Source organism: Paenibacillus barengoltzii NBRC 101215, from assembly GCF_004000745.1.
In the GTDB taxonomy this organism is placed as follows: domain Bacteria; phylum Bacillota; class Bacilli; order Paenibacillales; family Paenibacillaceae; genus Fontibacillus; species Fontibacillus barengoltzii.
Genome location: NZ_BILV01000087.1, coordinates 1 through 26,065, shown reverse-complemented (window position 1 = coordinate 26,065; position 26,065 = coordinate 1). Strand labels below are relative to the sequence as shown.

At 52.2% G+C, this 26,065-nt stretch carries 24 protein-coding genes; 17 read left to right on the top strand and 7 right to left on the bottom strand.

Annotated elements, in window-relative coordinates:
* Together abc-f and PBA01S_RS23250 are read right to left on the bottom strand one after the other, a co-directional pair.
* Nucleotides 1-1,698, bottom strand: a 1,698-nt coding sequence (abc-f, locus tag PBA01S_RS19545; protein ID WP_164744212.1) for a ribosomal protection-like ABC-F family protein, incomplete at its 3' end; no start/stop codon positions are given.
* A gap of 91 nt (nt 1,699-1,789) precedes the next feature.
* A complete protein-coding gene (locus tag PBA01S_RS23250; protein WP_127576568.1) occupies nt 1,790-1,975 on the bottom strand; it encodes an RAxF-45 family protein in 186 nt (61 codons plus the stop codon).
* Nucleotides 1,976-2,148: 173 nt separating this feature from the next.
* Between PBA01S_RS23250 and PBA01S_RS19535 the strand changes: the two genes are divergently transcribed.
* From PBA01S_RS19535 to PBA01S_RS19525, 3 genes are all read left to right on the top strand, one after another.
* Nucleotides 2,149-3,003: an amino acid ABC transporter substrate-binding protein gene (locus PBA01S_RS19535; RefSeq protein ID WP_016314235.1), complete on the top strand. Its 855-nt coding sequence runs from the start codon at nt 2,149-2,151 to the stop codon at nt 3,001-3,003.
* Between the two features lie 63 nt (nt 3,004-3,066).
* Entirely contained in the window at nt 3,067-3,735 is a 669-nt protein-coding gene (locus PBA01S_RS19530) for an amino acid ABC transporter permease (RefSeq protein WP_016314234.1), read from the top strand.
* Between the two features lie 14 nt (nt 3,736-3,749).
* Nucleotides 3,750-4,505 carry an amino acid ABC transporter ATP-binding protein gene (locus PBA01S_RS19525; protein WP_016314233.1) on the top strand — a complete coding sequence of 252 codons (756 nt, stop codon included), beginning with the start codon at nt 3,750-3,752 and terminating at the stop codon, nt 4,503-4,505.
* Nucleotides 4,506-4,555: 50 nt separating this feature from the next.
* On the opposite strand, the gene PBA01S_RS19520 is transcribed toward PBA01S_RS19525, so the two are convergent.
* The 4 genes from PBA01S_RS19520 to PBA01S_RS19505 all read right to left on the bottom strand — a co-directional run bounded on the left by PBA01S_RS19520 (nt 4,556) and on the right by PBA01S_RS19505 (nt 8,263).
* Nucleotides 4,556-5,506 (bottom strand): DUF4097 family beta strand repeat-containing protein, encoded by a 951-nt coding sequence (locus PBA01S_RS19520; RefSeq protein WP_127576567.1) that lies wholly within the window; start codon nt 5,504-5,506, stop codon nt 4,556-4,558.
* A complete protein-coding gene (locus PBA01S_RS19515; protein WP_127576566.1) occupies nt 5,503-6,132 on the bottom strand; it encodes an HAAS signaling domain-containing protein in 630 nt (209 codons plus the stop codon). Before PBA01S_RS19515 ends, PBA01S_RS19520 begins: the two co-directional genes overlap by 4 nt.
* Entirely contained in the window at nt 6,129-6,455 is a 327-nt protein-coding gene (locus tag PBA01S_RS19510; RefSeq protein ID WP_016314230.1) for a PadR family transcriptional regulator, read from the bottom strand. Before PBA01S_RS19510 ends, PBA01S_RS19515 begins: the two co-directional genes overlap by 4 nt.
* A 239-nt stretch (nt 6,456-6,694) precedes the next feature.
* Nucleotides 6,695-8,263, bottom strand: a complete 1,569-nt coding sequence (locus tag PBA01S_RS19505; RefSeq protein WP_127576565.1) for an FAD-dependent oxidoreductase — start codon at nt 8,261-8,263, stop codon at nt 6,695-6,697.
* Nucleotides 8,264-8,450: 187 nt separating this feature from the next.
* Between PBA01S_RS19505 and PBA01S_RS19500 the strand changes: the two genes are divergently transcribed.
* From PBA01S_RS19500 to PBA01S_RS19480, 5 genes are all read left to right on the top strand, one after another.
* On the top strand, nt 8,451-10,205 hold the full coding sequence (locus PBA01S_RS19500; RefSeq protein ID WP_016314228.1) for a spore germination protein: 1,755 nt from the start codon (nt 8,451-8,453) through the stop codon (nt 10,203-10,205).
* Nucleotides 10,195-11,403 carry a Ger(x)C family spore germination protein gene (locus PBA01S_RS19495; RefSeq protein WP_127576564.1) on the top strand — a complete coding sequence of 403 codons (1,209 nt, stop codon included), beginning with the start codon at nt 10,195-10,197 and terminating at the stop codon, nt 11,401-11,403. The genes PBA01S_RS19500 and PBA01S_RS19495 overlap by 11 nt, the downstream gene beginning before the upstream one ends.
* Nucleotides 11,404-11,418: 15 nt before the next feature.
* Nucleotides 11,419-12,531, top strand: a complete 1,113-nt coding sequence (locus PBA01S_RS19490; RefSeq protein WP_127576563.1) for a GerAB/ArcD/ProY family transporter — start codon at nt 11,419-11,421, stop codon at nt 12,529-12,531.
* 462 nt (nt 12,532-12,993) lie between these two features.
* Nucleotides 12,994-13,383 (top strand): Fur family transcriptional regulator, encoded by a 390-nt coding sequence (locus PBA01S_RS19485; protein WP_016314224.1) that lies wholly within the window; start codon nt 12,994-12,996, stop codon nt 13,381-13,383.
* Nucleotides 13,365-14,180 carry a response regulator transcription factor gene (locus PBA01S_RS19480; RefSeq protein WP_232228342.1) on the top strand — a complete coding sequence of 272 codons (816 nt, stop codon included), beginning with the start codon at nt 13,365-13,367 and terminating at the stop codon, nt 14,178-14,180. Before PBA01S_RS19485 ends, PBA01S_RS19480 begins: the two co-directional genes overlap by 19 nt.
* Before the next feature lie 620 nt (nt 14,181-14,800).
* On the opposite strand, the gene PBA01S_RS19475 is transcribed toward PBA01S_RS19480, so the two are convergent.
* A complete protein-coding gene (locus tag PBA01S_RS19475; RefSeq protein WP_127576562.1) occupies nt 14,801-15,724 on the bottom strand; it encodes a transposase in 924 nt (307 codons plus the stop codon).
* Nucleotides 15,725-16,442: 718 nt separating this feature from the next.
* Here PBA01S_RS19475 and PBA01S_RS19465 point away from each other — a divergent pair.
* The 9 genes from PBA01S_RS19465 to PBA01S_RS19425 form a co-directional block, all read left to right on the top strand.
* Nucleotides 16,443-17,696 (top strand): methyl-accepting chemotaxis protein, encoded by a 1,254-nt coding sequence (locus PBA01S_RS19465; RefSeq protein ID WP_127576561.1) that lies wholly within the window; start codon nt 16,443-16,445, stop codon nt 17,694-17,696.
* A 124-nt stretch (nt 17,697-17,820) separates the two neighbouring features.
* Nucleotides 17,821-19,344, top strand: coding sequence for a spore germination protein (locus PBA01S_RS19460; protein WP_028539333.1), 1,524 nt, complete (start codon nt 17,821-17,823; stop codon nt 19,342-19,344).
* 5 nt (nt 19,345-19,349) lie between these two features.
* Entirely contained in the window at nt 19,350-20,555 is a 1,206-nt protein-coding gene (locus PBA01S_RS19455; RefSeq protein ID WP_164744211.1) for a Ger(x)C family spore germination protein, read from the top strand.
* On the top strand, nt 20,548-20,775 hold the full coding sequence (locus tag PBA01S_RS19450) for a hypothetical protein (RefSeq protein ID WP_127576559.1): 228 nt from the start codon (nt 20,548-20,550) through the stop codon (nt 20,773-20,775). Before PBA01S_RS19455 ends, PBA01S_RS19450 begins: the two co-directional genes overlap by 8 nt.
* A gap of 32 nt (nt 20,776-20,807) precedes the next feature.
* Nucleotides 20,808-21,884, top strand: coding sequence for a GerAB/ArcD/ProY family transporter (locus PBA01S_RS19445; protein ID WP_028539330.1), 1,077 nt, complete (start codon nt 20,808-20,810; stop codon nt 21,882-21,884).
* A gap of 87 nt (nt 21,885-21,971) precedes the next feature.
* Nucleotides 21,972-22,829, top strand: a complete 858-nt coding sequence (locus tag PBA01S_RS19440) for a uroporphyrinogen-III synthase (protein ID WP_085169827.1) — start codon at nt 21,972-21,974, stop codon at nt 22,827-22,829.
* Nucleotides 22,830-22,885: 56 nt separating this feature from the next.
* A complete protein-coding gene (locus PBA01S_RS19435; protein WP_016314215.1) occupies nt 22,886-23,194 on the top strand; it encodes a phasin family protein in 309 nt (102 codons plus the stop codon).
* A gap of 4 nt (nt 23,195-23,198) precedes the next feature.
* A complete protein-coding gene (locus tag PBA01S_RS19430; RefSeq protein WP_127576558.1) occupies nt 23,199-24,869 on the top strand; it encodes an ABC1 kinase family protein in 1,671 nt (556 codons plus the stop codon).
* Nucleotides 24,870-24,914: 45 nt separating this feature from the next.
* Nucleotides 24,915-26,065: DEAD/DEAH box helicase (locus tag PBA01S_RS19425; protein WP_164744210.1), on the top strand; the 1,151-nt coding region annotated here is incomplete at its 3' end.

Below are 26,065 nucleotides of genomic sequence, written 5' to 3'. Positions count from 1 at the left end.
GGTATCCCCGGCGCCAGCGCTCCCCGCGCGGCCGGCGCTTCTGTGCGCAGCGCCCGCGGCCTCGGCGGCGGCGGTCTTCCGGGCAAGCTCTGCCCGGTAGTCCTCGTATCCGCCGAGGGTGACGCTCATGCGCCCGCCGGCCAGCGCCCACACCTGCCCCGCTACTTTATTGATGAAGTAGCGGTCATGGGATACCGCGAGCAGCGTGCCCGGGTACTCCTCGAGCGCCTCCTCCAGCGCTTCGCGCGAATCGATGTCGAGGTGGTTGGTCGGCTCGTCAAGCACGAGCAGGTTCGGCTTCCGGTGCATCAGCACCGCGAGCCGAAGCCGCGTCCACTCGCCGCCCGACAGGCTGCTCACCTTCTTGAACACGTCGGCGCCGTAGAAGAGGAAGCGGGCCAGCTGCCCGCGGGCTTCTCCCGCTTCGAGCCCCAGCTCTTCGCGGAAAAATTCCAGCACCGTCTCGTGATGGTCCGCAGGGGCGGCTTGCTGGGCCAAGTACCCTGCTTCAATCCGCGAGCCGAGCCGGACCTCCCCCTCCTGGGGCGGTTCATGCCCCAGGATGTTCTTGAGCAGGGTGCTCTTGCCGGCACCGTTGTCGCCGATGAGAACGGCCGCCTCGCCATAGCGCAGCGTATGGGTGATGCCGCGGTACAAGACGCGTCCGCCGCGGGCGTCGCCGACCTCATTCAACACGATCGCATCTTTACCTGAGCGGTCTTTATGATCTAACTCCAGGCCGATGCGTTTACGTTCCAGTATGGGCCGTTTGAGCTTGACCATACGGTCCAACGCTTTTTGCATCGAAGCAGCACGCCGATGAAACCCGGGATTCGGCGGGTTGGAGCGGTTGCCCCATTCGATCAGCTGCTTGATCGTTTCCTGCATTTTCTTGATCTTCTTCTGCTGTTCCTCGTAATCGGCGAACTGCTGCAGCAGTCGGCGTTCCTTTTCTTCCTTGTAATAGCTGTAGTTCCCGTGGTACGTGAACGCCTCCCCGTCCTCCAGCTCGATGATCTTGCTTACAACCGCATCAAGGAAATAACGGTCATGGGAGATGATGACGCACGTTCCCGGAAAGGCGCGGACATACCCCTCCAGCCATTCCGTCGCCGCCATGTCCAAATGGTTGGTGGGCTCGTCGAGCAGCAGCAAATCCGGCTCCCGCAATAAAATCACCGCTAACCCGACCTTTGTCTTCTCGCCGCCAGACAGCGACGCAAACGGCCGCGCGAATTGCTCCTCCGGGATACCGAGACCGCCGGTAACTCGGGCGATGGACGCCTCCACTTCGTAGCCGCCGCCTCGCTCGAACGCTTCCTGCAGCCGGCCGTATTGCCGAAGCAGCGAATCCAACGCGTCCGAATCCGCTTCTGACATTTCCGCTTCCAACTGCCGCATCTGTGTTTCCAGGCTCCGTACATCGGCGAAGGCGCCCAGCAGGACATCATATACCGTCTCTTCTCGGGTATAATCCGGAATTTGTGCTAAACTGCCGATTCGGGCGTTTTTCGGAACCGACAGCAATCCTTGATCCGGGCGTTCGATGCCGGCCAACAGCTTCATGAGGGTGGTCTTGCCCGCGCCGTTGCGACCGATCAGCCCAACGGTCTCGCCCGACTTGATTTCAAAGGTAACATCGCTGAGCACCAGCTCAGCGCCGTAATACTTCTGGATATTTTGACCTTGGATCATCATGGTTTCGTTCTCCTTTATTCCCATGCCGATCCTACAAAAAAAGAAGGCAGCAGGAAATCCTGCTGCCTTCAAAGCTCACGCGTAAGTGAGGTTAGGGTAGGAGCGGCATTTCGCAATTTGGTTTGGATATCGAGTTTCCAAAAATGGACAGACTTCTCCCGTTGTTGGCTGTTGCATGAATAATGCCAAACATTGCCACCGGCAGTTGGCCTACTCGATTCCACGCAAATTTGCGATCCACTCTACCCACCTCCTTCACCAAAATAGTTACCCACATTATATTCGTTCATTTATGGGAAATCAAGGTGATATTAGTTGGACATACTAAGGGCACCGCAGGCTAAAAAAGTAGGATGAAAAAACATTTGACGATCTATGGCGAAGTGTGTAATATTCAATTAAACCTAGTGAATTATAGGGAATTAAAAAGATAGACGGGGGATGAATTCAATGAAGAAATGGAGTTTACTGCTGTTAACACTGGTGCTGACGGTGCTGGTTGCAGCTTGCGGTAATAACAATACAAACAATCAAGCGGCAGACAACGCCGGTGCGAACCAAGGCAGCGCAGGAAATGCAGCCAACGAGCAGCCAGCGGGGCAAAATTTGCCGGAAGCTGTCAAAGCCAGCGGCAAGCTGCGGATCGGCACGGAAGGAACTTATGCACCGTTCACGTTCCATGATAAGGATGGCAAGCTGACGGGCTTTGACGTCGAAATCGCAGAAGAAGTTGCAAAACGTCTGGGCGTGGAAGCTGAGTTTATTGAGACGCCGTGGGACGGCCTTTTAGCCGGACTGGATGCGAAACGGTTTGATGCGGTATTTAACGAAGTAACGATTCGCGATGACCGCAAGGAAAAGTACGACTTTTCTGATCCTTACATCGTTTCCCGTGCTGTGCTGATCGTACATGAAGATAACGAGGACATCAAAACCTTCGCCGATCTGAAAGGGAAGAAGGCGGGTCAATCGCTGACAAGTAACCTGACGGATATCGCCAGAGAGAACGGCGCGGAGATCGTTGCAACGGAAGGATTTAACCAAGCCATCGATCTGCTGCTTTCTAAACGGATCGACGCGACGGTTAATGACGGTCTATCCTTCTTGGATCTCAAGAAGCAAAGACCCGACGTGAAGTTGAAAGTGGTTGACGAAATGCCGGAAGCGGCAGAGAGTGCGGCCTTGTTCAACAAAGGCAACGAGGAGCTGGTGCAGGCAGTGAATGAGGCACTGGCTGCGATGAAAGCGGACGGAACCTACTTGAAAATCTCGGAGAAATACTTCGGCGAAGATGTTTCGAAATAAGTTGTATAAATCATTGGAGACGGCCCGTGAGGGCCGTTTCCTTCCGAAAAGGATGCTTGAGCGATGGATGAACGTATTTGGAATATTATCGTAGATTCGTTTGTTCCCCTGCTGAAAGCGGGGGTGGCTTTTACGGTTCCGCTGACGTTAATTACGTTTGCATTAGGATTGGTTGTAGCTGTCCTGACCGCGCTTGCGCGGTTGTCCAGCTTTGGGCCGCTGCGGCAGCTAGCTAGATTTTATGTATGGATCATCCGCGGGACGCCGCTATTGGTGCAGTTATTCATCATCTTTTACGGTCTTCCGTCCATAGGAATTGTTCTCGATCCGTTTCCGGCAGCGGTGATCGGATTTACGCTTAGCGTTGGTGCGTACGGGTCGGAAATTGTGCGGGCTGCGATCTTGTCGATCCATGCAGGTCAATGGGAAGCGGCGTATTCGCTGGGAATGACACGGCTGCAGGCGCTGCGGCGGATCATCCTGCCGCAAGCAGCACGGGTATCGGTGCCGCCGCTGGCCAACTCATTTATCAGCCTGGTTAAAGATACGTCGTTAGCCGCTACCGTGACGTACACCGAGATGTTCCGTACCGCCCAACAAATCACGTCAACGACCTATGAACCGCTGATTGTTTATTCGGAAGCGGGCGTCATCTATTTGATCTTCAGCACCATCCTATCGGCGCTGCAAAATCGACTGGAGAAGCGGCTGGACCGCTTCACCGCCCGGTAAGGAGGCCAACCATCATGATCGAAATTCGCGAGTTACACAAGTCATTTGGTACCCAGGAGGTTCTCAAGGGGGTCAATCTCGAGGTCGAGCAGGGCAAGGTTCTGGTCATCATTGGGCCTTCCGGGTCGGGGAAGACGACCTTGCTGCGTTGCTTGAACCTGCTGGAAGTCCCAACCCGAGGAACAATTCGTATCAGCGACGTTCAGCTGGAATTTGGCGATGGTCGGAAGCCGAAGACTAGCGAAGTGCTGGCGCTGCGCAAGAAGACGGGCATGGTGTTCCAGGCGTATTATTTGTTCCCGCATATGACGGCGCTCCAGAACGTGATGGAAGCCCAGGTTCAAGTGTTGAAGAAGAGTAAAGAGGAAGCCCGCCGGGTTGCTTTGGAGCTGCTAAATAAGGTGGGTCTCGGTGACCGAGCGGATTTCTATCCGCATCAGCTGTCAGGCGGGCAACAGCAGCGAGTCGGGATTGCCCGGGCGATGGCCATGAGCCCGGACGTGCTGCTCTTTGACGAGCCGACCTCCGCGCTGGACCCCGAGCTGGTCGGTGAGGTGCTGAAGGTGATGAAGGAGCTGGCCCAGGAGGGCCGGACGATGGTGGTCGTGACCCATGAAATGAAGTTCGCCGCCGAGGTTGCCGACCGGGTCGTGCTCATGGACGAGGGGAACATCATCGAATCGGGAACGCCGGACCAGGTGCTGAATCATCCGTCCAGTGATCGGGCCCGTTCTTTCCTAAACCGAATTACCCAACGGGAAATCGAATAAACAGAAGAGCGGCCGGAGTTGCTATGAACTCTGACCGCTCTTCTGTATTTCTAGCGAATGCGAATATTCCCGGATTCCGCCCGGATCTTGATCAAGTCTTGCGTCTGCCGCGGTGAATCCGGCGCGCTAGTATTGCCGGAGCGTGATTGCAGGTCATAAAATCCTTTAAATTCCGCATCGACGGACAGTGTTGCATTCCCTGAGTCTACAGAGATGTCCAAATTGTCTGAGCGTTGCTCCGACAAGGTGATGTTCCCCGAACTTGCCTTGAAGCTGCCATCACCTGTAAAACGATGAAACCGGATATCTCCAGAGCTGGACGATACTTTGACGGTCCCCTTAACCTGGTTGGCGGTGATGTTGCCGGAGCTCGACTTCGCGGTCAAATTCCCCTCCAATTGTTCTACACGAATATTCCCGGAGTCTAATTGAATTTCCGTATTCCCTTGGATGTTTTCGGCCGTAACGTTCCCCGAGGAGGATTCGAGATGAATCTCATTCCCCTTGAGGTTCTCCACACGGAGATTCCCTGAGTCAATCGACAAATCGATTTCACCAGCGCGAAGACCGCGGAACGTCCCATTGCTTGAGTCTGACTCGAAGTCGATCCGATCCAATTCATCTTTGTCGTTCAGTGCAACGGTAATTCGTTGTTTGGTGGACTGGAAATTGATTGAGAAGAAGGTCCATTCGAACTTATCTTCTAGATCCAGCTTCAGTGTCCCTGCTGAGATTTGAGCCGTTTTCACCGCATCGATCGTCTTCTGATTCATTTTGCCGTTGATTTCCACGTAGTTCGTCCCGTCAGGACTATCGATAAACTCCAATTCCACGTCATAATCACTGTCGATGAGCAGATTCTGTAACCCGCCCTGTTCAAACGTCCACTTCTGCTGGTAGGACGGCAGTTCATCGCCGAAATCGAAATGCTGGTAAGCCATGCCGGCCAAGCCGATCAAAATCAGCAACAACCCTAGGAGTGACCATTTCTTTGTATTCATGCCTGTTGATCCCCTTTCGCGATCCGAACATTCCAACGCAAGTAAGCGATGCTGAGCCAGAGCATGCCCTTATAAGCATATCGAGTGACAACGATAAGCAGGATGCCTAACCCGACGTAAGCGATGGATGCAAATATTTTGGCTTTTAAAATGTCCCCATGCCATAAATACTCCAGCCCAAGGAGCAAGGGGCTTAAAATTCCGGCGGCCGCACTCACAGCGAAGCTGACGACGACAGCCCAGAAGGAGAGCAGCAGCGGAACAGCGATGAGATTGATAAAGAATAGCCCGATGTAAACCATCACACTGGCAAAAGCGCTGCGGTGCTGAACACCGGCCTTGTTAGGATAACCGCCGGTTGGTGGTATCGCTGCGCCTGGTGCGGCAGCGGGTTCTGCTCCGCCAAACCAATACACATGCTCCTGGGGCACGAAGCGGTTGTCAATAGCCTCTTTGGCTAGCTCCGCCGGGTCCCCCAGCTCCAGCACGATCTCTTGCTCCGTCCGTCCGCTTTGCAAACCAAAAGCGAAGTGGGCCTCATAATCCTCCAGCAATTCGTTTTGTTCCTCCGGCGGGAGAACCGATAAATGCGCCCGGAGATTCGCCAAAAATTCGCTTTTATTCATAAACGGCTTCCTTTCTCAATTAAGGTTGAAACATTGTGTACGAACTGTCTCCACTCAACGACCAGCTTCTGGGTGTATGCTTCGCCCTCAGGAGTTAGTTTGTAGTATTTGCGCGGGGGGCCGCCTGTGGATTCTTTAAGGTATGTGGTGCAATAACCTTCATTGACCAGTCTGCGCAGCAGGGGGTACAAGGCCCCTTCGGCTACCTCAATATGCTTGGATACCGATTGGGCGAGCTCGTAACCGTACCGGTCGCGGCCTTGGATTAATACCAGCACGCATAACTCCAAGGCGCCTTTCTTGAATTGGACGCTGATATCCAAACCTGCTTCGCCTCGTTTCCTCTGAATTGGATTACGTTATGTGTTGAAATTTCATTAGTACTGAACATTGATTAGTATTAACGAAAAGTATAATATCACACAGTACTGATTAAAGCAAGGTAGTGAATGAAAAAAGGCATCTGTTCCTTTTGCCCTTGGTTTTCAAGGGAATAGGACGAACAGATGCGCTTTGATTTGTGCGATTTCCCCAAAGTCAGATTGCAGAGTGTCAGAAGCAGTCAGCTCTTGGCTTGTTCGGGTTGGCGGTGAAGCAGAGGGAGCGCCTCGGTTGCCGGCCCTTCAATTACTTCGCCTTTGTAATCGAACCTGGAGCCGTGGCAAGGGCAGTCCCAGGAACGTTCCGCCTCGTTCCATTTAACCTCGCAGCCCATATGGGTGCAGGTCGTATCCACCAGATAGAGCAAGCCGTCCTGGTCGCGGTAGGCTCCGGCACGTTTGCCATGGTGCTTCACGACGCCGCCTTGCCCCGGAACGAGATCCTCTGGCTTCAGGTGGACGAGTTCGATTTTACCTGTGACGAACTCTTTAGCTACGTCCGCATTTTGGGTGATGAAATGCTTAATTGAAGGATCGGCCTTGAACCGGGATGGCGTAAACAACTCGGCATAACGGTTCTCTTTCTCCAGAATAAGGTCGCGGATCAGCATCGCAGACAGCGTGCTGGTGGTCATTCCCCATTTATAGAAGCCGGTAGCGACGTAAATATTCGGATGATTCGATGTGATCCGCCCGATATAAGGGACGCCATCGAGAGTTACTAGATCCTGCGCCGACCAGCGGAAAGGGATCGATTTGATTCCGAGCGTTTGCTGCCCGAATTTCTCCAGGGCTTCGTAGGACTGAATCGTACAGTCGTTTTTACCCGTCTTATGTGACTCACCGCCGACGAGAACCACCGGCTTACCGTTTAGCTCTGCGGACCGGAGCGAGCGCGTAGGGGAGCCGCAATTAATGTACATGCCGCCAGGATAGGCTTTCTCCGGTTCAATGGCCACAACATAGGAGCGTTCGGCATGCAGCCGGGTGAAGTACCATCCTTTTCCGTCAAAAAACGGATAATGAGAGGCTGATACCGCGTGGCGGCAAACGATGTGACGGCCGTTTTCCGTGGTCAGGCGAAGCCGACCATCTGGCTGCGGTTCAGCAACGTCTTCTAGCGTTGTATTCTCATATACTACGCCTCCATGGGAAGTGACGTACGCCAGCAATTCCTTCAAGTATTGAAGCGGATGGAACTGGGCCTGATTTTTCATCACGACGGCCCCTCTGGCTTGCAGCGGCAATTCTATCGTATCCCGCCATTCTCCCGGCAGACCTAAACGTTCATAAGCCCGCCACTCCGCTTCCAGCTGGTGGAGCTGCTCGTCCGAATCCGCATACAGATAAGCATCCTCTTGACGAAGTTGACACTCGATCTTCCGCTCCTTGACGGTCTCGCCGATCCAACGCAGCGCCTCTTCATTCGCCTCAAAATACAGCCGTGCGCCCTCCTCACCAAAATGTTGGATCAGCTTGTCATAAATCAGGCCGTGCTGTGCCGTGATCTTTGCAGTAGTGTACCCGGTGGTGCCATCCAGTACCTTGCCGGCTTCCAGAATCGCGACCTTTACACCGGCTTGCACCAACAAATAGGCGGTGGTGATTCCGGTGATCCCGGCGCCAACCACGGCAACGTCGGTTTCGATGTCTTCGGTTAGCTTGTTAAAGTCCGGCAGCGGCGTTGTTTTGCGCCACAGCGATTCGGGGAATCGCGGAAGTCCGCCGGACATAAATGGGATATCCTCCATTGAGGCTTCCTCCTGTCTTCTGATTTTCCTGTAAATTGGGAGCCGTTTCGGATACATTATTTCCCGCTTGGATGCAGAAAAACCGCCGGGGATTCTCCGAAGTTCCTGTCGATCGATGTCGCATGAAAAAGGAATGAAAAGCAAATAATGGAGAGGAGAGATGCAGACAGAATAGGAGTTGCTGATCATGCTGCGCCATTTATCCCGCGGCCGTTCCGGCCAGCAGACCAAAAGCAACAGACAACTACGAATTACTGGGGATTTGCAGCAAATGCTGGACCGCATTATGGAGGAATCCGGAAACAGCCCGGATATTGTCATCCGTCAGCTTAAGCTTGGCGGCCCTGTTCCGGCACCGGTGAAGGCGGCCATCGTATATTTGAATGCCCTCAGCGACCAACAAGCGATTAATAATTTCGTGATCAAGCCTTTAATGGAGATGGATCCTGAGAAGGTTAACGTTTATCCTCCCGACCGACTGATCCAATATATCCTCGAAGATGCTTTGTCCTTAGGCGAGACCAAGGTCGTGCAAGAATGGAACGATATCATGCTGGCTGCTCTATCGGGAGACACCGTGCTGCTGGTGGATGGCAGTGACCAGGCGATCATTTCCGGCACAGCGGGTGGGGAATGGAGAGCGGTGAACGAGCCAACCTCGCAATTAGTTGTGCGCGGGCCGAAAGACAGCTTCGTGGAATCGATTGCGACTAACATCTCCTTGATCCGGCGGCGCATTAAATCACCAGATCTTTGGCTGGAGTCGATGAAAATCGGTTCCGTTACCCATACCCACGTAGCCATGATGTATATGAAAAACAGTGCCGACCCCAATTTAGTCGCTGAAGTTCGCCGGCGGCTCCAACAGATTCAAATCGATGGTATCCTGGAATCCGCATATATCGAGGAGTTTATTCAGGATAAGACCATTACCCCATTTCCGACGGTTTTTAATACGGAACGTCCGGATGTTGCCGCAGGCAATTTGCTTGAAGGACGAGTGGTTATTATCGTCGATGGTACGCCGTATACCCTGATCCTGCCTACCGTGTTTGCCCAGTTCATGCAATCGCCGGAGGATTACGCACAGCGTTTTGACATCAGCATCCTGATGCGTGTCATTCGCTATATCTGCTTCGTGATTTTGCTGCTGGGTCCGGCGGTTTATATTGCCTTAACAACCTTCCATTATGAGATGATCCCTACGCTGCTGCTGGTCAGCTTAATGGCTCAGCGCGAGGGAGTGCCGTTTCCTGCTTTCGTAGAGGCGATCTTCATGGAGGTTGTATTTGAGATCTTACGTGAGGCAGGGGTACGGATGCCGCGGGCGATCGGGCAAACGGTGTCGATCGTAGGTGCACTGATCCTCGGGCAGGCTGTTGTAGAGGCAGGGATCATCACGCCGATCATGGTTATTGTCGTCGCACTGACAGGGATCGCAAGCTTCGCCTTGCCCTCCTATAACTTGTCCATTGCGGGTCGGCTGTTTCGGTTTTATTTTCTCGTGCTGGCCGGCTTATTTGGGTTTTACGGAATCACATTGGGGTTGATTATGCTAATCGCCCATATGAACAGCATCCGGTCGTTTGGTGTACCTTATTTGTCGCCGTTCAGCCCGTTTGTGCCACAGGCTCAGAAGGATGCCATCCTGCGGCTGCCGATCTGGATGCACGGCTGGAAACCGTTAATGTCTTCAAGCCAGCAAGATGTGAAGAAGACCGGGGAAATCAAACCGATGTCTTCAGGCGACTCCAGCGGGTCGTCGAATACTGGACAGGAGAGTCAAGGCGACTCACCACTAAATAGAAGTCATTCACAGAAAGAGAAGGATGAAAACCATCCGCAGCAAGATGGAGGCCGTGCGCAGCAAGATGAAGGGAACTCACAGCATAATGGACACAAAACGGAATCAAGGAAGCAGGAGGACCAATATGAGAATTAGAGGGATAGGGTTGCTTGTTATCCTGTGTGTCATGTTGCCCCTGTCCGGGTGCTGGGATGCGGAAGAGTTAAACCAACGTGCGGTGGTATCCGGGATTGGCATCGATCGCGGCCCCGGAAATAACAATTATGAGGTGTCTTTTCAAGTGATTATTGCCGATGAGATTTCCGGAAAAATCGGCAGAGGTGGTACTCCAACGACAGTTTATTCCGCCGAAGGACGATCCATTATAGAGGCGATTCGCAAGGCTTCCATTCAGGTACCGCGGCTGATGTCGACCGCACATGTTCGCATTGTGGTGATCTCGGAGGAACTGGCACGCGAGGGAATATCGGATATCCTTGATTTTCTTGACCGGGATTCAGATATTCGCCTCACTTCTAAAGTTTTTGTGGCGAAAAAAGGAATCCGAGCACTCGACGTGATTGCCGGGCTGTCCCCCATGGGGAAAATCACGGCGTATACGCTTGCTCAAAAAGCAGAAGTATCCTCCCGAGAGTTCGGTGCCAATTATCCTGTTGAGGTGGACGATTTGATACGTGATGTTCTCGTGCCCAACTCAGGGCCGGTCATTAACGGCGTAGATATCGAAGGAAGTGTCGAAGAAGTACGGAAAAAAAGCAACCTAGAAGCAACAGATAACCTTGGTCTTCTGGTCATGTCCAATTTGGCAGTGTTTAAAGGGGATCAGATGAAGGGATGGCTTAATGAGCAGGAAAGCAAGGGGTTTGTCTGGCTCAGAAATTTGCTTCAGAACACTTCGATTGTGATCACGCCGGGCGATCAGGGCGTGATTACGCTGGATGTCCGCAGAGGTAAAACTTCGATTCAGGCAGTCCTGAAGGACCGGGAGGAACCTGCCTTTATTGTGAAGGTGATGAGCCAGCTCTCGGTTCGGGAGATGGATGGCATCGTCGATTTGCGCGACCCGGCAGCTCTGAATGAGATGGAGAAGGATGTAAACGAAGAAATCGTGAAGAACATCAAGGCTGCCGTTCAAAAGGCTCAGTCTCTGAACAGTGACATTATATGTTTCGGACGGACGCTCGAACTCCAGCACCCAAAAGTATGGAAGCAATTGAAGGGTCAATGGTCCGAAATCTTTCCAAAGGTCGCTGTCGAATATCAGGTTGATTCGATCATTCGCAATTCCCAGATGAGAGATCGTTCCTTCAAATATAATTTGAAGAAAGAATAGGAGGCAGGATTCGCTTTGGAAAATACGAAGCTAAGTCCTCTACAACTTTTCGCCCTGCTTGTTTTGTTTCAACTCGGGACGGCCCTGGTTGTGAATTTGGGCATGGGAGCCCGCGAGGATGCCTGGATTGCCGTGTTATGCGGTATGTTGATCGGGTGTCTGCTCTATATGGGGTATGCGTATCTCTACATCACATTTCCGGACAAGCTGCCTACCCAATACATGCGTTTGCTGCTCGGAAAATACTTGGGCGGGATCATCGGCCTGGCCTATATCTTGTTTTACATGAACAAATCTAGCCGCGATTTGTTGGATGGCGGGCTATTGGTTTTTGTCTCTACGTTGAAAGAGACTCCGCTCTTCATCATTAATACAGTGATGATGCTGGCAGTCGTTTATGTGCTGCACAAGGGCATTGAGGTGTTAGCTCGCACGGCGTTTATTTTGCTTTGGATTGTATTTGTGATTGGGATCATCATCTTGTTTATGCTGCTGTTCTCGGGAATCATTGATTTCACTCGGATTCTCCCAGTGCTTAGCGATGGGTTTAAACCAGTACTGAAATCTGTTTATCGACAAAACTACCAATTCCCGTTTGCGGAGATTATTTGTATCACTATGGTGATGCCGTATTTGAATAATAAAAAAGCGGGAGTTCGGGCAGGATTGATGTCTGTGTTGCTATCGGGGATGATTTTGTCGGGAACGGCAGTGATTACGATCTCTATCCTTGGCGTGGACATTGCCGAGAGATCCATCTTTCCGCTCCTAACGATGGTTGGTAAAGCCTCCATTGCTGACTTTATTCAACGACTGGATATTTTAGTGGTCATGGTGCTGATTATCGGCGATTTTTTCAAAATCGCGATCTATTTCTATGCTGCAGTGATCGGAGCTTCCGATCTGTTCAAGATTCCTTATCGGAAGATCCTTTATCCACTAGCCCTGATCGTGTTGTTTACTTCGATAACGATCTCTCGAACGTACAGTGAACATGTCAAGAAAGGTGGCGATGTCCTCTATATCATGGACCCATTATTTTATGTTATTTTGCCCGCCGGTTTGGTTATAGCCGCCTTGATTTACCGATTCCGAACCCGTCGCAAATCCGGAACCCGAATCTCCTGATGTTTTCGAAGAGTCTTTGTCCGCTGAGGTGGACGAAGACTCTTCGTTTTGCTGCGAGCTAAGCACATGGCCAGCGTTTTGCTCGTTTCCTTTTCGTTTGCTGGCTACGAAATGAAGGATGTCCGGAACAATCAGGAACAGAACCAGTATATAAGCACAAATCCGTTCAGCAGGATCGGGTAGGGTGTAGCCCCAGTTAATTAAAAAGTTATTCCATGGCAGTCCAACAAGGATATCCGTATATATGATATAACCCATTGAGAAAGCCGCAACGACAACGACAGTCAGATATTTTCGTATCAGCATAAGATGCAGCTCCTCCCGGTAAAATGATGAGTGTAACCTATCCTTTAGTATTGGGTAAAAGCGTGTTGGAACATACAGGAAGTGGGGAAAGGAATTGACGTTTCATAAAACAAGACTTATACTAATTCTAAAAATAACTGCAGGGATTGATGATAAATGAAAGCCTTAAACTTAACGACCCAACGCCAAGCGGTATATGATGTGGTTCGTAATGCCAAGGACCATCCGACAGCAGCGGAAGTCATGAACCGTCTGGTTGAGCAAGGGTATAATTTTGCATATGGTACGGTGTATAACTCACTTCGGTATTTAACCGAGAAGGAATTGATTCGCGAACTGAAACTAGGCGAAGCAGCCAGCCGGTATGATGCGAAGCTGGACGATCATCAGCATATCTTGTGCGAGGTTTGCGGGCGCGTGGATGAAGTGATGTCGAATGTGCCGGAGGAATGGTACCGTACGGTGGCTAAGGAAACAGGATATGATGTCCATCATGCACATGTCGTATTTGGGGGGGTGTGTCCACAGTGTCAGCAGAAGAAGTGATGCAAAACGGAATTTCAGGTCATACCGTCCCCTTTCGCAGCCCATCCAGTGTTGAAATGGCCGAGCCGGAGGGTTTGGAATTAGGCAAAGTAGCTTGCCCGGTTACACAGCGGGTCATTCTAATTAGCCCATTTCCGAGCGATGTTCATGAACTAGTGCGTGAGTTGTCGGAGAGCTGCTTTGATGTCCTTGTATTTCATCATTTGGAGCAGGGCATTCGTAACGCTTTGGCGGCAGATCTGCTGATCTTTGATCTGACCTCCTATCAGGAGGATAAAGACGCGGCGGTAATCCGTTCATTGGTCGGACAGGAAACCGGGGGCACCCCATCCTTGTTGCTCGTGAGAGAATCAATGCTCGAATACCTCGATCCGGCCTTAAGAAACCAAGAGCTTCTGGTTTGGCCAGCCCGCCCGGTCGAAATCGTGTACCATGCCCAGCGAATTATTCGCAATAGCGGCCCTCGTCCGTTGTCATCTCGGCTGCTTACTGGCACGTCACCGGCGATCTTCAAGGATTTGTGGATCGATCGCAAGAAAATGACAGTGTACCGGGGCGGCATCAAAATTGAGTTGACTAAGACGGAGTTCGAGCTGTTAATCAAGCTCCTGGAACATGAAGGTACCGTGCTGTCCCGCGAAGAGTTGCTGTCCGAAGTATGGGGAACAACATTTCTTGGCGGCAGCAACGTCGTTGACGTGCATATCAAGAGTCTACGCAAGAAGCTCGGCGACAACGCCTCGCGTCCGACCTATATCACCACCGTCCGCGGCGTTGGTTACCGTCTAGCGGATTAATCACACTCAATTTATAAAAAACCGTTTGTCCGACGACAAACGGTTTTTTAGTCCCCAGTGTTCTAGTTGAAAGGGAATAGGGGAGCGGACTATCTTCCCGCCTCTTCTTTTGATGATTATCCCGTTGGATCACTATGAGTTGAGAACGTTTCGACAGGGGTCCTGGCCTCTTCTCTCTTCGCCCCCCTCTTTTGATGATTATCCCGTTGAGTCAGCTAGTGGTGTGGAAGAAAGAGAAGAGAGGGCAATAAACATGTCAGGACTTCTATAAATACCATTAGCAACCCACTCGTATCTAATGAGTATTGAATATGTATCATATAGAACAAGTATAAGTATTTAAGTATCAGAATAGAAGAACAAGCATCGAACAAGCATCGAATAAACATCGAATAAGCATCGAATAAACATCGAACAAGCACTAGTAAGTACTAGCAAACACTAGTAATGTCTAATAAACTTCAAAATAATTTCTATTAAGTATCCCATTAGCCCCTACGATCACAATCGTATAACCGTCCACGAGCATTACAGCACCACACTAGCACCTGAGCCAGCATCTCACTAGTGTCTCATTGCCACTTCATTATCCTCACTCGTATCTCGATAGCATATTAATTTTACGCCGCTGCGGCAAAGAATGGCTTCTGATGATGTGCGTTCAGATGGCGTTTGATTAACTGGCGGTAAGGGATCGCTGGAATGGATACGCACATCTGCAGCAAGTTTTGGCGCATTTCTTCCTCGGAAAAGGACATGCGTAGGTAACGGCGGACGGTGTATTCATTCAAATAGGCTTGCAGATGGGTTAGCCCCAAGGCAACATACGTGCGCTTCAGCGAAGTCCACGCCGCTCTGACTTCTTTGCGCAAAGGCAAATACAGCCGAAAAGCCAAAGGGTATGACTGAACGGTGGAGGTAGGGACATCGACATGCTTATGGATGAACGCGGCGACATCGTGCTTGTTGGCTCGTTGTCCGTCTCCTCTTCTGTGCGATATCAATTGGATCTTTACTCGCTCCGGCTCGCCAGACTCCTTGACGGTGCATCCGGCGACAACCGGGGTGGCATAAGGCTGAGCCGCCGGATGATAGCGTAACGAATCAAAAGCATATTGATCGCAGTTGACCTTCACATCTCCAGAGAGCAGTTCCCGGGCATCGCATTCGCCGAGGGTATGACGGATTTTGTGCAGCATGAGCCAGGCGGTCTTGTAGGTCACTTCAATGACCTGGCTCAACCGCAGCGCTGAGATGCCATCGGGAAGCAGGAACAACTCGAGGGCACGAAACCACTTCACCAGGGGCAGATGCGTTCTTTCAAAAATCGTACCGACCAAAGGAGAAGCTTGATAGCCGCATTTTCCACATTCAAACAAAGGTAGACGACGAGAGGATAGACGAGTGTACTCGGTATAAGCGCAGCGCGGGCAGACGAAGCCATTTGGCCACTTCATCGCAATAATCGCCTCTATGCAATCTTCCTCGCTTTGAAAGCGACTGCTGACAGTTTGAAACAGCTCCGTATTCATACCAAACTCCATGTCCGATCCCTCCAATTTCATTTTCCTAAAGCCAAAGGATACGTACATATGTTCTCTTTTCTACATTATACCAAACACGCGTTCTGATATCAAGAAAAAAATTCCATAAATAATAGAAATGATCAGATTCCAGTAACCTACAACGCCGTCTATTGAGTTCCTCTAGACTGAACAAAAGGGATAATGGTGCAAAGAGGTGGCAAAAGAAGCAGAAAACAAAAAAACTAAGAGAATCAGGAGGTTTAGAAATTTAGAAGTTCTAGAAAATTTAGAGATCTAGAAGATCCAGAAGCTCCAGAAGATCCAGAAGCTCCAGAAGATCCAGAAGATCCAGAAGATCCAGAAATCCCTATCCAAATCTCCACAGTTCTGAGTAAAGGGGATAATCGTGTAAAAGAGGTGCGGAAATAGATTCGAACAGAGATGTGGAAAAAGACGTTGAAAGAGACGTTGAAAAACTCGATCTCTCTATTTCTGAACGAAAGGGATAATCATGAAAAGAAGTGCGCGAAAGACCATACGGGGCGGTGAGTTAACAGAGATCATGGGGGATTGAGGCATTTGGGCGGGGAGCAGACAGTCGGCAAAACACGGTGAGCAACGGGCAGCAGCTGTCAGAATATATTTTGCTTTTTTTGCATCTATATTCAAGACATGGTTCAACGAGTATAATCTAGTATAATAGCTTATTTAATATGTAAGAAAAGGAAGGTCATGAATGCAAAAACGCGTTAGGTTAGCACTATTATTGATACCCCTTCTGTTGGCAGTGGTTCCTTGCATTCTAGCGCTGGTTATCAACGGCGAGGTCGGATCAACCTGGTATCTCATTACGGGCATCTCTATTGTGCTTGCGGTCGTAGCAGCCATCGTACTCATCCGCATGATTGCTGTCCCGCTGGAACGTTTGACGGAAACAGCCAAGCGGATTAGTGAAGGGGATTTGACCCGGCGCTTGGACTATTTAAACCGGACGGATGAGATTGGCGCTATGGCGAACCAGTATCAACGGATGGTCGACCATCTTCGGGGGATCATCACCGGCATCCGCGATATAACGAACCAAGTCGTGACTACGTCCGAACGACTGTCTACCGGTGCGAAGCAAACGGCGGACACGATAGGACAAGTTAATGGTGCCCTTCAGGAGATTGCAGCCGGCAGCGAACGGCAGTTGTTTGAGTTGGAAGCCGGTGCCCAAAATATGGGAGAGATGTCCCGTCAGGCGAGCCAAATGTCGGAGCAAATCGTTAACCTTACGGAGACGATGGAGAAGACGACTGCCGCAGCAGAGGAAGGGAACACCTCTGTGCTGAGCGTTGTGGAGAAGATGGAACGAATTCAGCAAACCGTCGATGAATTGGGTGAGGTCATCCAAACGTTAGGCGAGCATACGGCCAATATCGGCGGGATTATCGAAGTGATTACAGGTATTGCCCAGCAGACGAACCTGCTGGCGCTAAACGCTTCAATCGAAGCGGCGCGGGCTGGTGAGGAAGGCCGCGGGTTTGCCGTGGTGGCTTCAGAGGTGCGCAAACTGGCGGAAGGTTCCGAGCAATCGGCCAAGCAAATCGCGGAGCTGATCAGCAGCGTACAGGCGGAAGTCGAACGCGCGGTCGTCTCCATGGAGGAGGCCAAGCAGGGCGTTCATGAAGGAATTCTCGCTGTTGATACCTCGGGCCGCTCGTTCTCGCGGATTCGTAAAGCGGTTCGCAGTGCTGCAGACAAGATGGAAGGCCTCGTTACAAGTGTTAAAGAGGTGGCTTCCGGTACGGCATTTGCCAAAGATGCCATTCAAGGGGATCGTCAGATATCCCAGGAACTCGCCAGCAAAACCCAAACAATTTCCGCCGCTGCGGAGGAGCAGCTTGCTTCCGTTGAGGAAATTACCTCTTCTGCTGCCCAGCTGGCTCAAATTGCTGAACAATTAAAAGCCAAAGTGGACAAGTTCCAGATGGATCGTAAAATCTGATTCATCAACTGCATTGCTCTCCGGTATTGGTCCGGAGGGCTTTTTTTGTCTACATACATTTTCCAAAATGGTACATTCTACATCATATCACCATGAATCGGCGGACCAGCAAGGAGTTGTTCCCATGAAGACCAAGGAACGAAAACAAGAGAATCGAATCAGCCGAGATTTAACGGAAAATATCAAGCAAGTAAAAAACGTATTCCAGGACTGTTCCGACGTCATCTACCGCGAGCTTCAACTCACCGAAGATATCCGCGGTTTGTTGGTATACATTGAAGGAATCGCTAAAGTTGAGGACGTTCAGCAGCATATCCTTCGTCCATTGATCGAGGGACTAGCCAAGTACCCGCACGCGAATGGGGACATCTATCCATTATCGCTTACGAGAATATCATTAAGCCAAGCAGAGGCTGCTACCGACTGGCCAACGGTGATAAATGGAGTATTAACAGCAAACGTGGCTATTTTCGTTGAGGGCATGAACGAGGTGTTGCTGTTCAGCGTCAAGGGCGGCTCGCGGCGGAGCGTTCAGGAGCCGCAGACCGAAGCGGTGATCCGCGGTCCGCGTGAAGGCTTCACGGAGTCGCTGCGGATTAACACCGCCTTGATCCGATTCAAAATCAAATCGGAGAAGCTGAAGCTAATCGACATGGTGATCGGTACGATGACCAAGACGGACGTCGCGATTGCCTATCTCGAGGGCGTAGCCGAGGATTCGCTGATTGCCGACGTAAAAGACCGCCTCGAAAGCATCGATATCGATGGGATTCTGGAATCTGGATACATCGAGGAATGGATTGAGGATAATCCTTCGTCCCCGTTTCCGCAGATGCAATATTCTGAACGGCCAGACTCCGTTGCAGCGCAGCTGTTGGAGGGAAGGATCGCCATCTTTGTGGACGGCACGCCGTTTGTGCTGATCGCTCCTGTGACGTTGTGGCAGCTTCTGCAGGCCAGCGAGGATTATTACGAACGCTTTTTCATCAGTAATATGATTCGCTGGATTCGGATTTTTTTCTTGTTTCTGGCCCTGTTTCTGCCTAGCTTGTACATCGCGGTCACGACATTTCATCAGGATATGCTGCCTTCGACTTTAATCTTAAGTATCGCTGCCTCCCGGGAAGCCATTCCATTCCCCGCTTTGGTGGAGGCGTTTATTATGGAAATTTCTTTTGAAGCGCTGCGGGAGGCCGGCATTCGCCTGCCCAAAACGGTTGGGCAAGCGGTCAGCATTCTGGGGGCGCTGGTCATTGGGCAAGCTGCCGTCCAGGCTGGTATCGTGTCCGCGCCGATGGTTATCGTCGTTTCACTGACCGGGATCGCCTCTTTTACGATTCCACGTTTTAGTCTTGCGGTGACGGTTCGGATGCTGCGTTTTCCGATTATGCTCCTGGCTAGCGCCTTCGGATTATTTGGCATCGTCATCGGCGCCATTTGGATCGTCGTCCACCTGACGCAGTTAAAATCGTTTGGCGTGCCTTACATGAAGGGTGTAGCCCCGTATGAGCCAAGAGATATGAAGGATATTTTCAGCAGGGTGCCGATCTGGAAGATGAAGAACCGGCCTTCGGACGCAACCCGAGGGAACGTTCGTCGAATCGGAAAATCCCGCCCATTGGGGAGTGATTCCAATGAAGGATGGTGACGTTCGTGAAAGCAAGTCCAGCCCTAGTTCGAACGATTAGCGTGGTCGTCTTGCTTTCCTGCCTGCTGACGGGCTGCTGGGATCGCATTGAAGTGAATGATGTCGCCTTTGTTTTGGCGTCTGCGACGGATATAGATCAGGGACAAATTCGGTCAACTACACAAATCGCTTTGCCAAGCTCGCTTGGGGGCGCAGGCAGCCAAGGGGGCGGCGGGGGTACGTCCGGGAACAAAACTTACCTGCTGGTTTCCCAAACAGCGCCTACGGCATATCTGGCCAACAAAAAGGTACAAGACAGTTTGTCGCGGGTGATCAACTTCTCACACCGAAGGGTCACGATTATTGGGGAAGAGTTCGCCAAATCGGGGATATCCGAGTCGATTGACATCTGGGCTCGGTTTCCGCAAAATCGGCTAACGACTTACATTGTGCTTAGCCGAGGGCCAGGGTATAAATTGTTGGATATTGATGCCCCGATTGAGCAATCCCCTTCGGAAATGATTCGCGAGTTGGCCAAGTCGGCGATGCAAGAGCCGATCTCCATCCAAAGCCTGGCCAATGCCCTGCTCACCGAAGGAAGTGATATTGCACTTCCAGTGATGGTGACAACGCTCAGTGTTCCCGAAAAGGTCGCGAATGGGCAAAGCTTAGTTAAACTGGATGGATTAGGTGTTTTTCATGGTGACAAGCTCTCAGGTTATTTGACGGATAGGCAAGCGACTATGGCGCTGATCGCGATGGGGCAAGCTTTGAATCCTAAAGTCACGATTGTGCTAGGCGAACATCAACCCCAAGAATCGGCGACGATCGTATTAAACCAAATCCATAGGAAAGTTCAGCCTCATCTGAAGGATGAGCGCATCTCCTTCGACTTGGAGATCGAGGCGACCGGATTAATCTTGGAAAATACGACCCGGCAAAGTTTCGAACATACGATGATGATCTCGCTGGAGAAGCATGCCAATGCGTTACTGGATAAGGAGATCCAGGCTGTGATTCAAGAAACGTTTCAAAAGCACCGAGCGGATATTTATGGATTTAGCACCGCTCTGATCAGAAAGTACCCTGAGGAATGGAACAAAATTAAGTATCGCTGGCGTGATCTGCTGCCGGAGGTCGAGGTTCGCGTCCGTACAAAGGTTCATCTGGAGAATAGCGGCGAATTAATCGACTCGTTAGGGATTAAGGAGGGGCTGCTTAAGAATGATTAGTTCCTACATAGGATTGCTGCTGTTGATTGTTTTCAGCTGCTGGCGGGACTGGGGGTCACTTCGGGAAGGAGGAGTACTGAGCCGATGGGCGTTTGGTTCAGTGATGGTCGTTGCTTTCGGAATTCTGATCTATGTGACCTGGTCCTCTCAAGTGTTCTATCCCACAGAGTGGCTGGGACGGGTGTTACAGTCGTTGCTCCCCTTTGATCATCATCATTGATACCCTACCGAATATGGAGGAGTGTGCCTGTCATGAAAATAACCAAACGGCAAATCACTCTGCTTGGTGTCCTGTACATCGGATCGATTTCGTATCTGCACACGTACACGTTAGCGACTCAAGCGGCTCACCAGCACGCTGTTATCAGCTATATCATCAGCGGGCTGATTTGCCTTCTGTCGTTGTGGTTGGTCGCCACGACGCTGAAGCGATTCTCAGACCGCAATTTGCTGCAGGCGTTGGCTGGGAGGTTTCCGATTTTTGGAAGAGTTCTGCTGGTCATCTACCTCTTGTTTCTCCTGTTTATTTGCGCAAGAGATATCCGAATTATCTCGGATTTTACCAATACGGTGTTGCTTAATCGGACACCGGTCCCGATTCTCGGATTGATGGTAACCGCAACGGCAGTTTACATCAGTCAGGGGGGCATTCGGGCTTTTCTGGGTCTCAGCGAAATTTACGCACCGATTTTTATCGCCTCTATGCTTTTTGTGGTTTTGGTATTACTGCGGGATCTACACCCCACATACCTGATACCTTATTTTTCAATGGATTGGACAGGGATTACAGAGGGAGCTTGGTTTGTCTTCCCCTATCAGGCGGAAGTTCTGGTGCTTCCGCTCGTGATTTCGGGTAAATACTACAAGGCTATTGCAGGCTACGTCAGCTTGGCCATAGGGACTGTCTTGATGATGGTGCTGTTGCTGTTAACGCAGATGGTGTTGGGGATTCCTTTGGTCGAAAGATTGATTCATCCTGGTTACGAGCTGATCCGTCAAATTCAGATCACCGATTTTATCGACCGCTTCGATTTGCTGCTCCTGGCTTTCTGGTACCCCATGGCCTTAAGCAAAATTGCGTTCGATCTTTATGTGCTGTGCTACACCTTGCAAATTGTCGTCCCCAAGCTGTCGGGTCGGCTCATGACGGCTCCCGCTGGCGCACTGGCTTTTGCTTGCTCCATCTGGTTCTTTAAAAATGCACTGCAGCTGTTTCACTTTAACTTCGTGCTTCCTCTGATCGCCATTACCTTCTACCTTGTCATTCCGATCCTGTTCTTTGTTATGCTGCGACCACGCGGAAATAAACCGGAACCGAAGGCAGGATAACGGCCGATCGCCGAAATGGCAATTTACTTCACTTTCTCCGTCGTATAAGCTGAAGGTAGTTAATAGGATAAACCTGGGAGGTATACGATGGCACGGAGACTGGAAGGGAAAAGAGTTGCATTAACTGGACCCCGTCGGGCAGAGGAACTAGGCAAGCTGGTAGAGAATATGGGAGGCATCCCGCTGTACCGTCCGGCACAGGGGACCGTGTTGCTCGACGATCAGGCGTTACGAAGCGGCATTGTCGATTGGGTGGAGCATCCGCCAGATTGGTCGATTTTTACGACGGGCATGGGGTTGGATGCGCTGTTCGATATGGCTCAGGAGATGGGGGTTGCCGATCAATTGCTGGAGCGCCTTCAAGAAGAGAACATTGCCGCTCGGGGCTACAAGACGGTGAATGCGTTAAAAAAACGGGGATTGACCCCGATCGTCCGCGACGATGACGGCAGCACAGAGGGCCTTATTCGCGGGTTAGCGCAACATGAATTGCGCGGAGCGAGCGTGCTGTTGCAGCTGCACGGCGACCCAGCGCCCCGATTGGTCGCATGGTTAGAGGAGCAAGGGGCGAGTTGCCGCCAGTTGCTGCCCTACAAGCATATTGCACCTCCTGAAGCGGAGTTAGAGAAGTTGTTAAGCGATATTTTGGCTGGAGAAATTGATGCAGTGACGTTTACAAGCGGACCGCAGGTGCGCTTTCTGATGGAGCACGCAGCGCGCCAAGGACAACTTGACGCTTTGCTGGAGGCGCTGAAAGGTCCAGTACTCGCGGTGGCAGTGGGCAAAGTGACGGCAGCCGGACTGTACGAGGCAGGGGTGCCCCGGGTGCTGGCCCCCAAGGAAGAACGGATGGGCAGCATGATGGTGGAATTAGCCCGCTATTATGCGGGGGAAGCCGAACCGCTCTTTGCAACTCCCAGCGGCGGGGATGAACAACGCGCTTAAATTGGGTAATGATAGGTATAGGTACTACAAACCTCAAAATGAAAGGATGATGGGCAATGAGCGATTTACTGAAAAAAGCGATTTCGCTGGGTTGGGGTTTGACGATCATGAGTAAGGAGAAGGTCGAAAGTATCGTCGATGATTTGGTGAAACGCGGAGAGCTGGCCCCTTCCGAATCCAAACAGCTGGTGGAGAAGCTGATTGAACGTGGTTCCGAGGAACAAAGCAAGTTCAAGGAGTTGGTGAATGAGCAGGTTCGGTCCGCGTTGCAGAACATGGGCTTGGCCACGGCAAAAGAGGTAGAGGAGTTGACACGGCGGGTAGCGGAGCTGGAAATTCAGCTCGCCGAGCTGCAGCAGCCTTAAAGCAATGAGCAGCTTCGTTCGACATACCGGCCGTTATCGTGAAATCGCCATGGCGCTTGGGCGCCATGGCTTTGGCTATTTGGCCGAGGAGATCGGTTTGGCTCGGCTGATCCGCTTGCCCTCGCGGCGGCGGCACACCAGCGAGCGGAGTTCGCGGACCTTGGCCGAGCGAATTCGGCTCGTGCTGGAGGAGCTGGGTCCGACCTTCGTAAAGGTCGGACAGTTGGCCAGCACACGCTCGGATTTGCTGCCGGAGGCGATCATTCAAGAGCTCATTAAGCTCCAGGACCAGGTGGCGCCGTTTCCGGCGGCGGAGGCTCGCGCTATTTTGGAGGCGGAGCTGGACCAGCCGTTGGCGGGACTGTTCCAGAGCTTCGACGAGACACCTCTCGCAGCAGCTTCGATTGGCCAGGTGCACCGGGCCTGCCTAATTACAGGAGAACCGGTTGCGATCAAAATCCAACGGCCCGGCATCGCCCCGGTCATCGAGACGGATCTCGACATCCTGCAGCATCTGACGACGCTGGCGAACAAACGCTGGTCCTGGGTATCCCGATATCAAATCCCCCAAATGGTTGAGGAATTCGCCCGCTCGATTCGTGCGGAGCTGGATTACGGCTTCGAAGGCCGGAATATGGAACGAATTCGCCGGCAATTCACGGCGGATGAGGGGATCTATATTCCGGAAGTCCATTGGCCGCTCACGACCTCCCGCGTGTTAACCATGGAATTCATAGAGGGGGAGCACCTCAACCGCTTGCTGGCGATTGATGCGCTGGGGTACAACCGTAAGGAGTTAGCGGAGCGGTTGGTGAATGCGCTGCTGAAGCAAATTTTTGAGGGGGGGGTTTTCCATGCAGATCCCCATCCTGGCAACCTGCTGGTGACGAACAAAGGAGAGCTCGCTTTCATCGACTTCGGTATGATTGGGCGGCTCAGCCAGGAGATGAAAGATCACCTGTCCTCGCTGGTGATCGCCTTAATGCGGCGCAGTACGGAGGGGATGGTGCGAGCGATCCTGCGCATGGGCCTCATCGGAGACGATGCGGATACGACCGGACTGCGCATGGATCTGGATCGGCTGCGTGAACGGTACTACGATATCCCGTTTGCGGAAATCCAAATCGGTCAGGCATTACAGGATCTATTTGCAACGGCCCAGAAGCATCAAGTCGTGTTGCCCGCTGACCTTTTGCTGTTAGGCAAAGCGCTGCTCACTGTTGAAGGGGTGGCGCTGGCACTCGATCCGGACCTCCGCATTTTGGATTTAGCGGAGCCCTTTGGACGCAAGCTGATGCGTGAAAAATATGCCGCGCGACGAATTGGCAAGAAGCTGATTGACGAAGCTGCCGAGCTGACGGATTCGATCGTGGATCTTCCGCAGCAGGTCCGCAAACTGTCGAGCGCGCTAGCTCGCGGCAAGCTGAAGATGGACATGAACGTTCCGGAGATGGAGCAGCTGCTTCGTAAGCTGGACCAAATCAGCAACCGTTTGTCGTTTAGCATCGTATTGCTCGCTTTCAGCATCATTATGGTGGGCCTCATCATCGGCTCTTCCCTTGCGCGGATGCCGACTTTACTTTGGAACATTCCAGCCATCGAAATCGGCTTTGTGGTCGCGACGCTGATGTTCCTGTGGCTGCTTTACTCCATCTTCCGGTCGGGCAGGTTTTGAGGATGTGTTACAATAGGGAAGCTGAAGAAGATGAGGTGAAACCTGTTGACAACTTTTGAAAGTTTAAATGTATCGCCCCTCCTGGTCCGCAAGCTGCAGGGACAAGGTATCGTGAATCCAACGCCGGTGCAGGCGGCAGCGATCCCTGTGCTGCAATCGGGCGAGGACGCAATCGTGCAGGCGCAGACCGGTACAGGCAAGACGCTGGCGTTTCTGCTGCCGATTTTGGAAAAGATTCGCCCGGAACGTCCTGAGGCGCAGGCGCTGATCATTACCCCGACGCGGGAGCTGGCGATTCAAATTACGGCGGAGGCTCGCAAGCTTGCGGAGGCCATTGAAGGTCTCTCCGTCCTGGCTGCTTACGGCGGTCAGGACGTGGAGCGGCAGCTGCGCAAGCTGAAGAACGGCGCGCAGCTGGTCATCGGCACGCCGGGCCGGCTGCTGGATCATTTGCGGCGGGGCTCGCTGACGCTGGGAGCCGTTCGCTACTTGGTGCTCGATGAAGCGGATCAAATGCTGCATATGGGCTTCCTGGCGGAGGTGGAGGAGATTCTGTCGCTCGTGCCGCGCAGCCGCCAAACGATGTTGTTCTCGGCAACGATGCCGGGCAATGTGAAGCGCTTGGCGAAAACGTATATGGACAAGCCGCGCGACATCCAGGTCGCCGAAACCTCGCGCGTGACGCTGGACAGCATCCGACAGATCCTGGTGGAATGCACGGACCGCACCAAGCAGAGCGCGCTGATCGAATCGATCCGCAGCCAGCGTCCGTATCTGGCCGTGATCTTCTGCCGCACGAAGCGCCGGGCGAGTACGTTGAATGAAGCATTGCAAGCCGCGGGCTTCCAGTCGGACGAGCTGCACGGCGATCTGTCGCAGGCGAAGCGCGAGCAGGTCATGCGCGCGTTCCGCAGCGCGAAGCTGGAGCTGCTGGTCGCGACGGACGTTGCCGCGCGCGGCATCGACGTGGAAGGGGTCACCCACGTCTTCAATTACGACATTCCGCACGATGTGGACAGCTACATCCACCGCATCGGGCGGACCGGCCGCGCCGGGGAGAAGGGCGTGGCCGTGACCTTCGCAGCGCCGAAGGATATGGAGGCGCTGCGTCTGATCGAGCGGGGCATCGGCCGCAAGTTAGAGCGGCAGCGATACGAGAAGAGCGGCGCCGCCGGAACGGGCGCCGAGCAACAAGC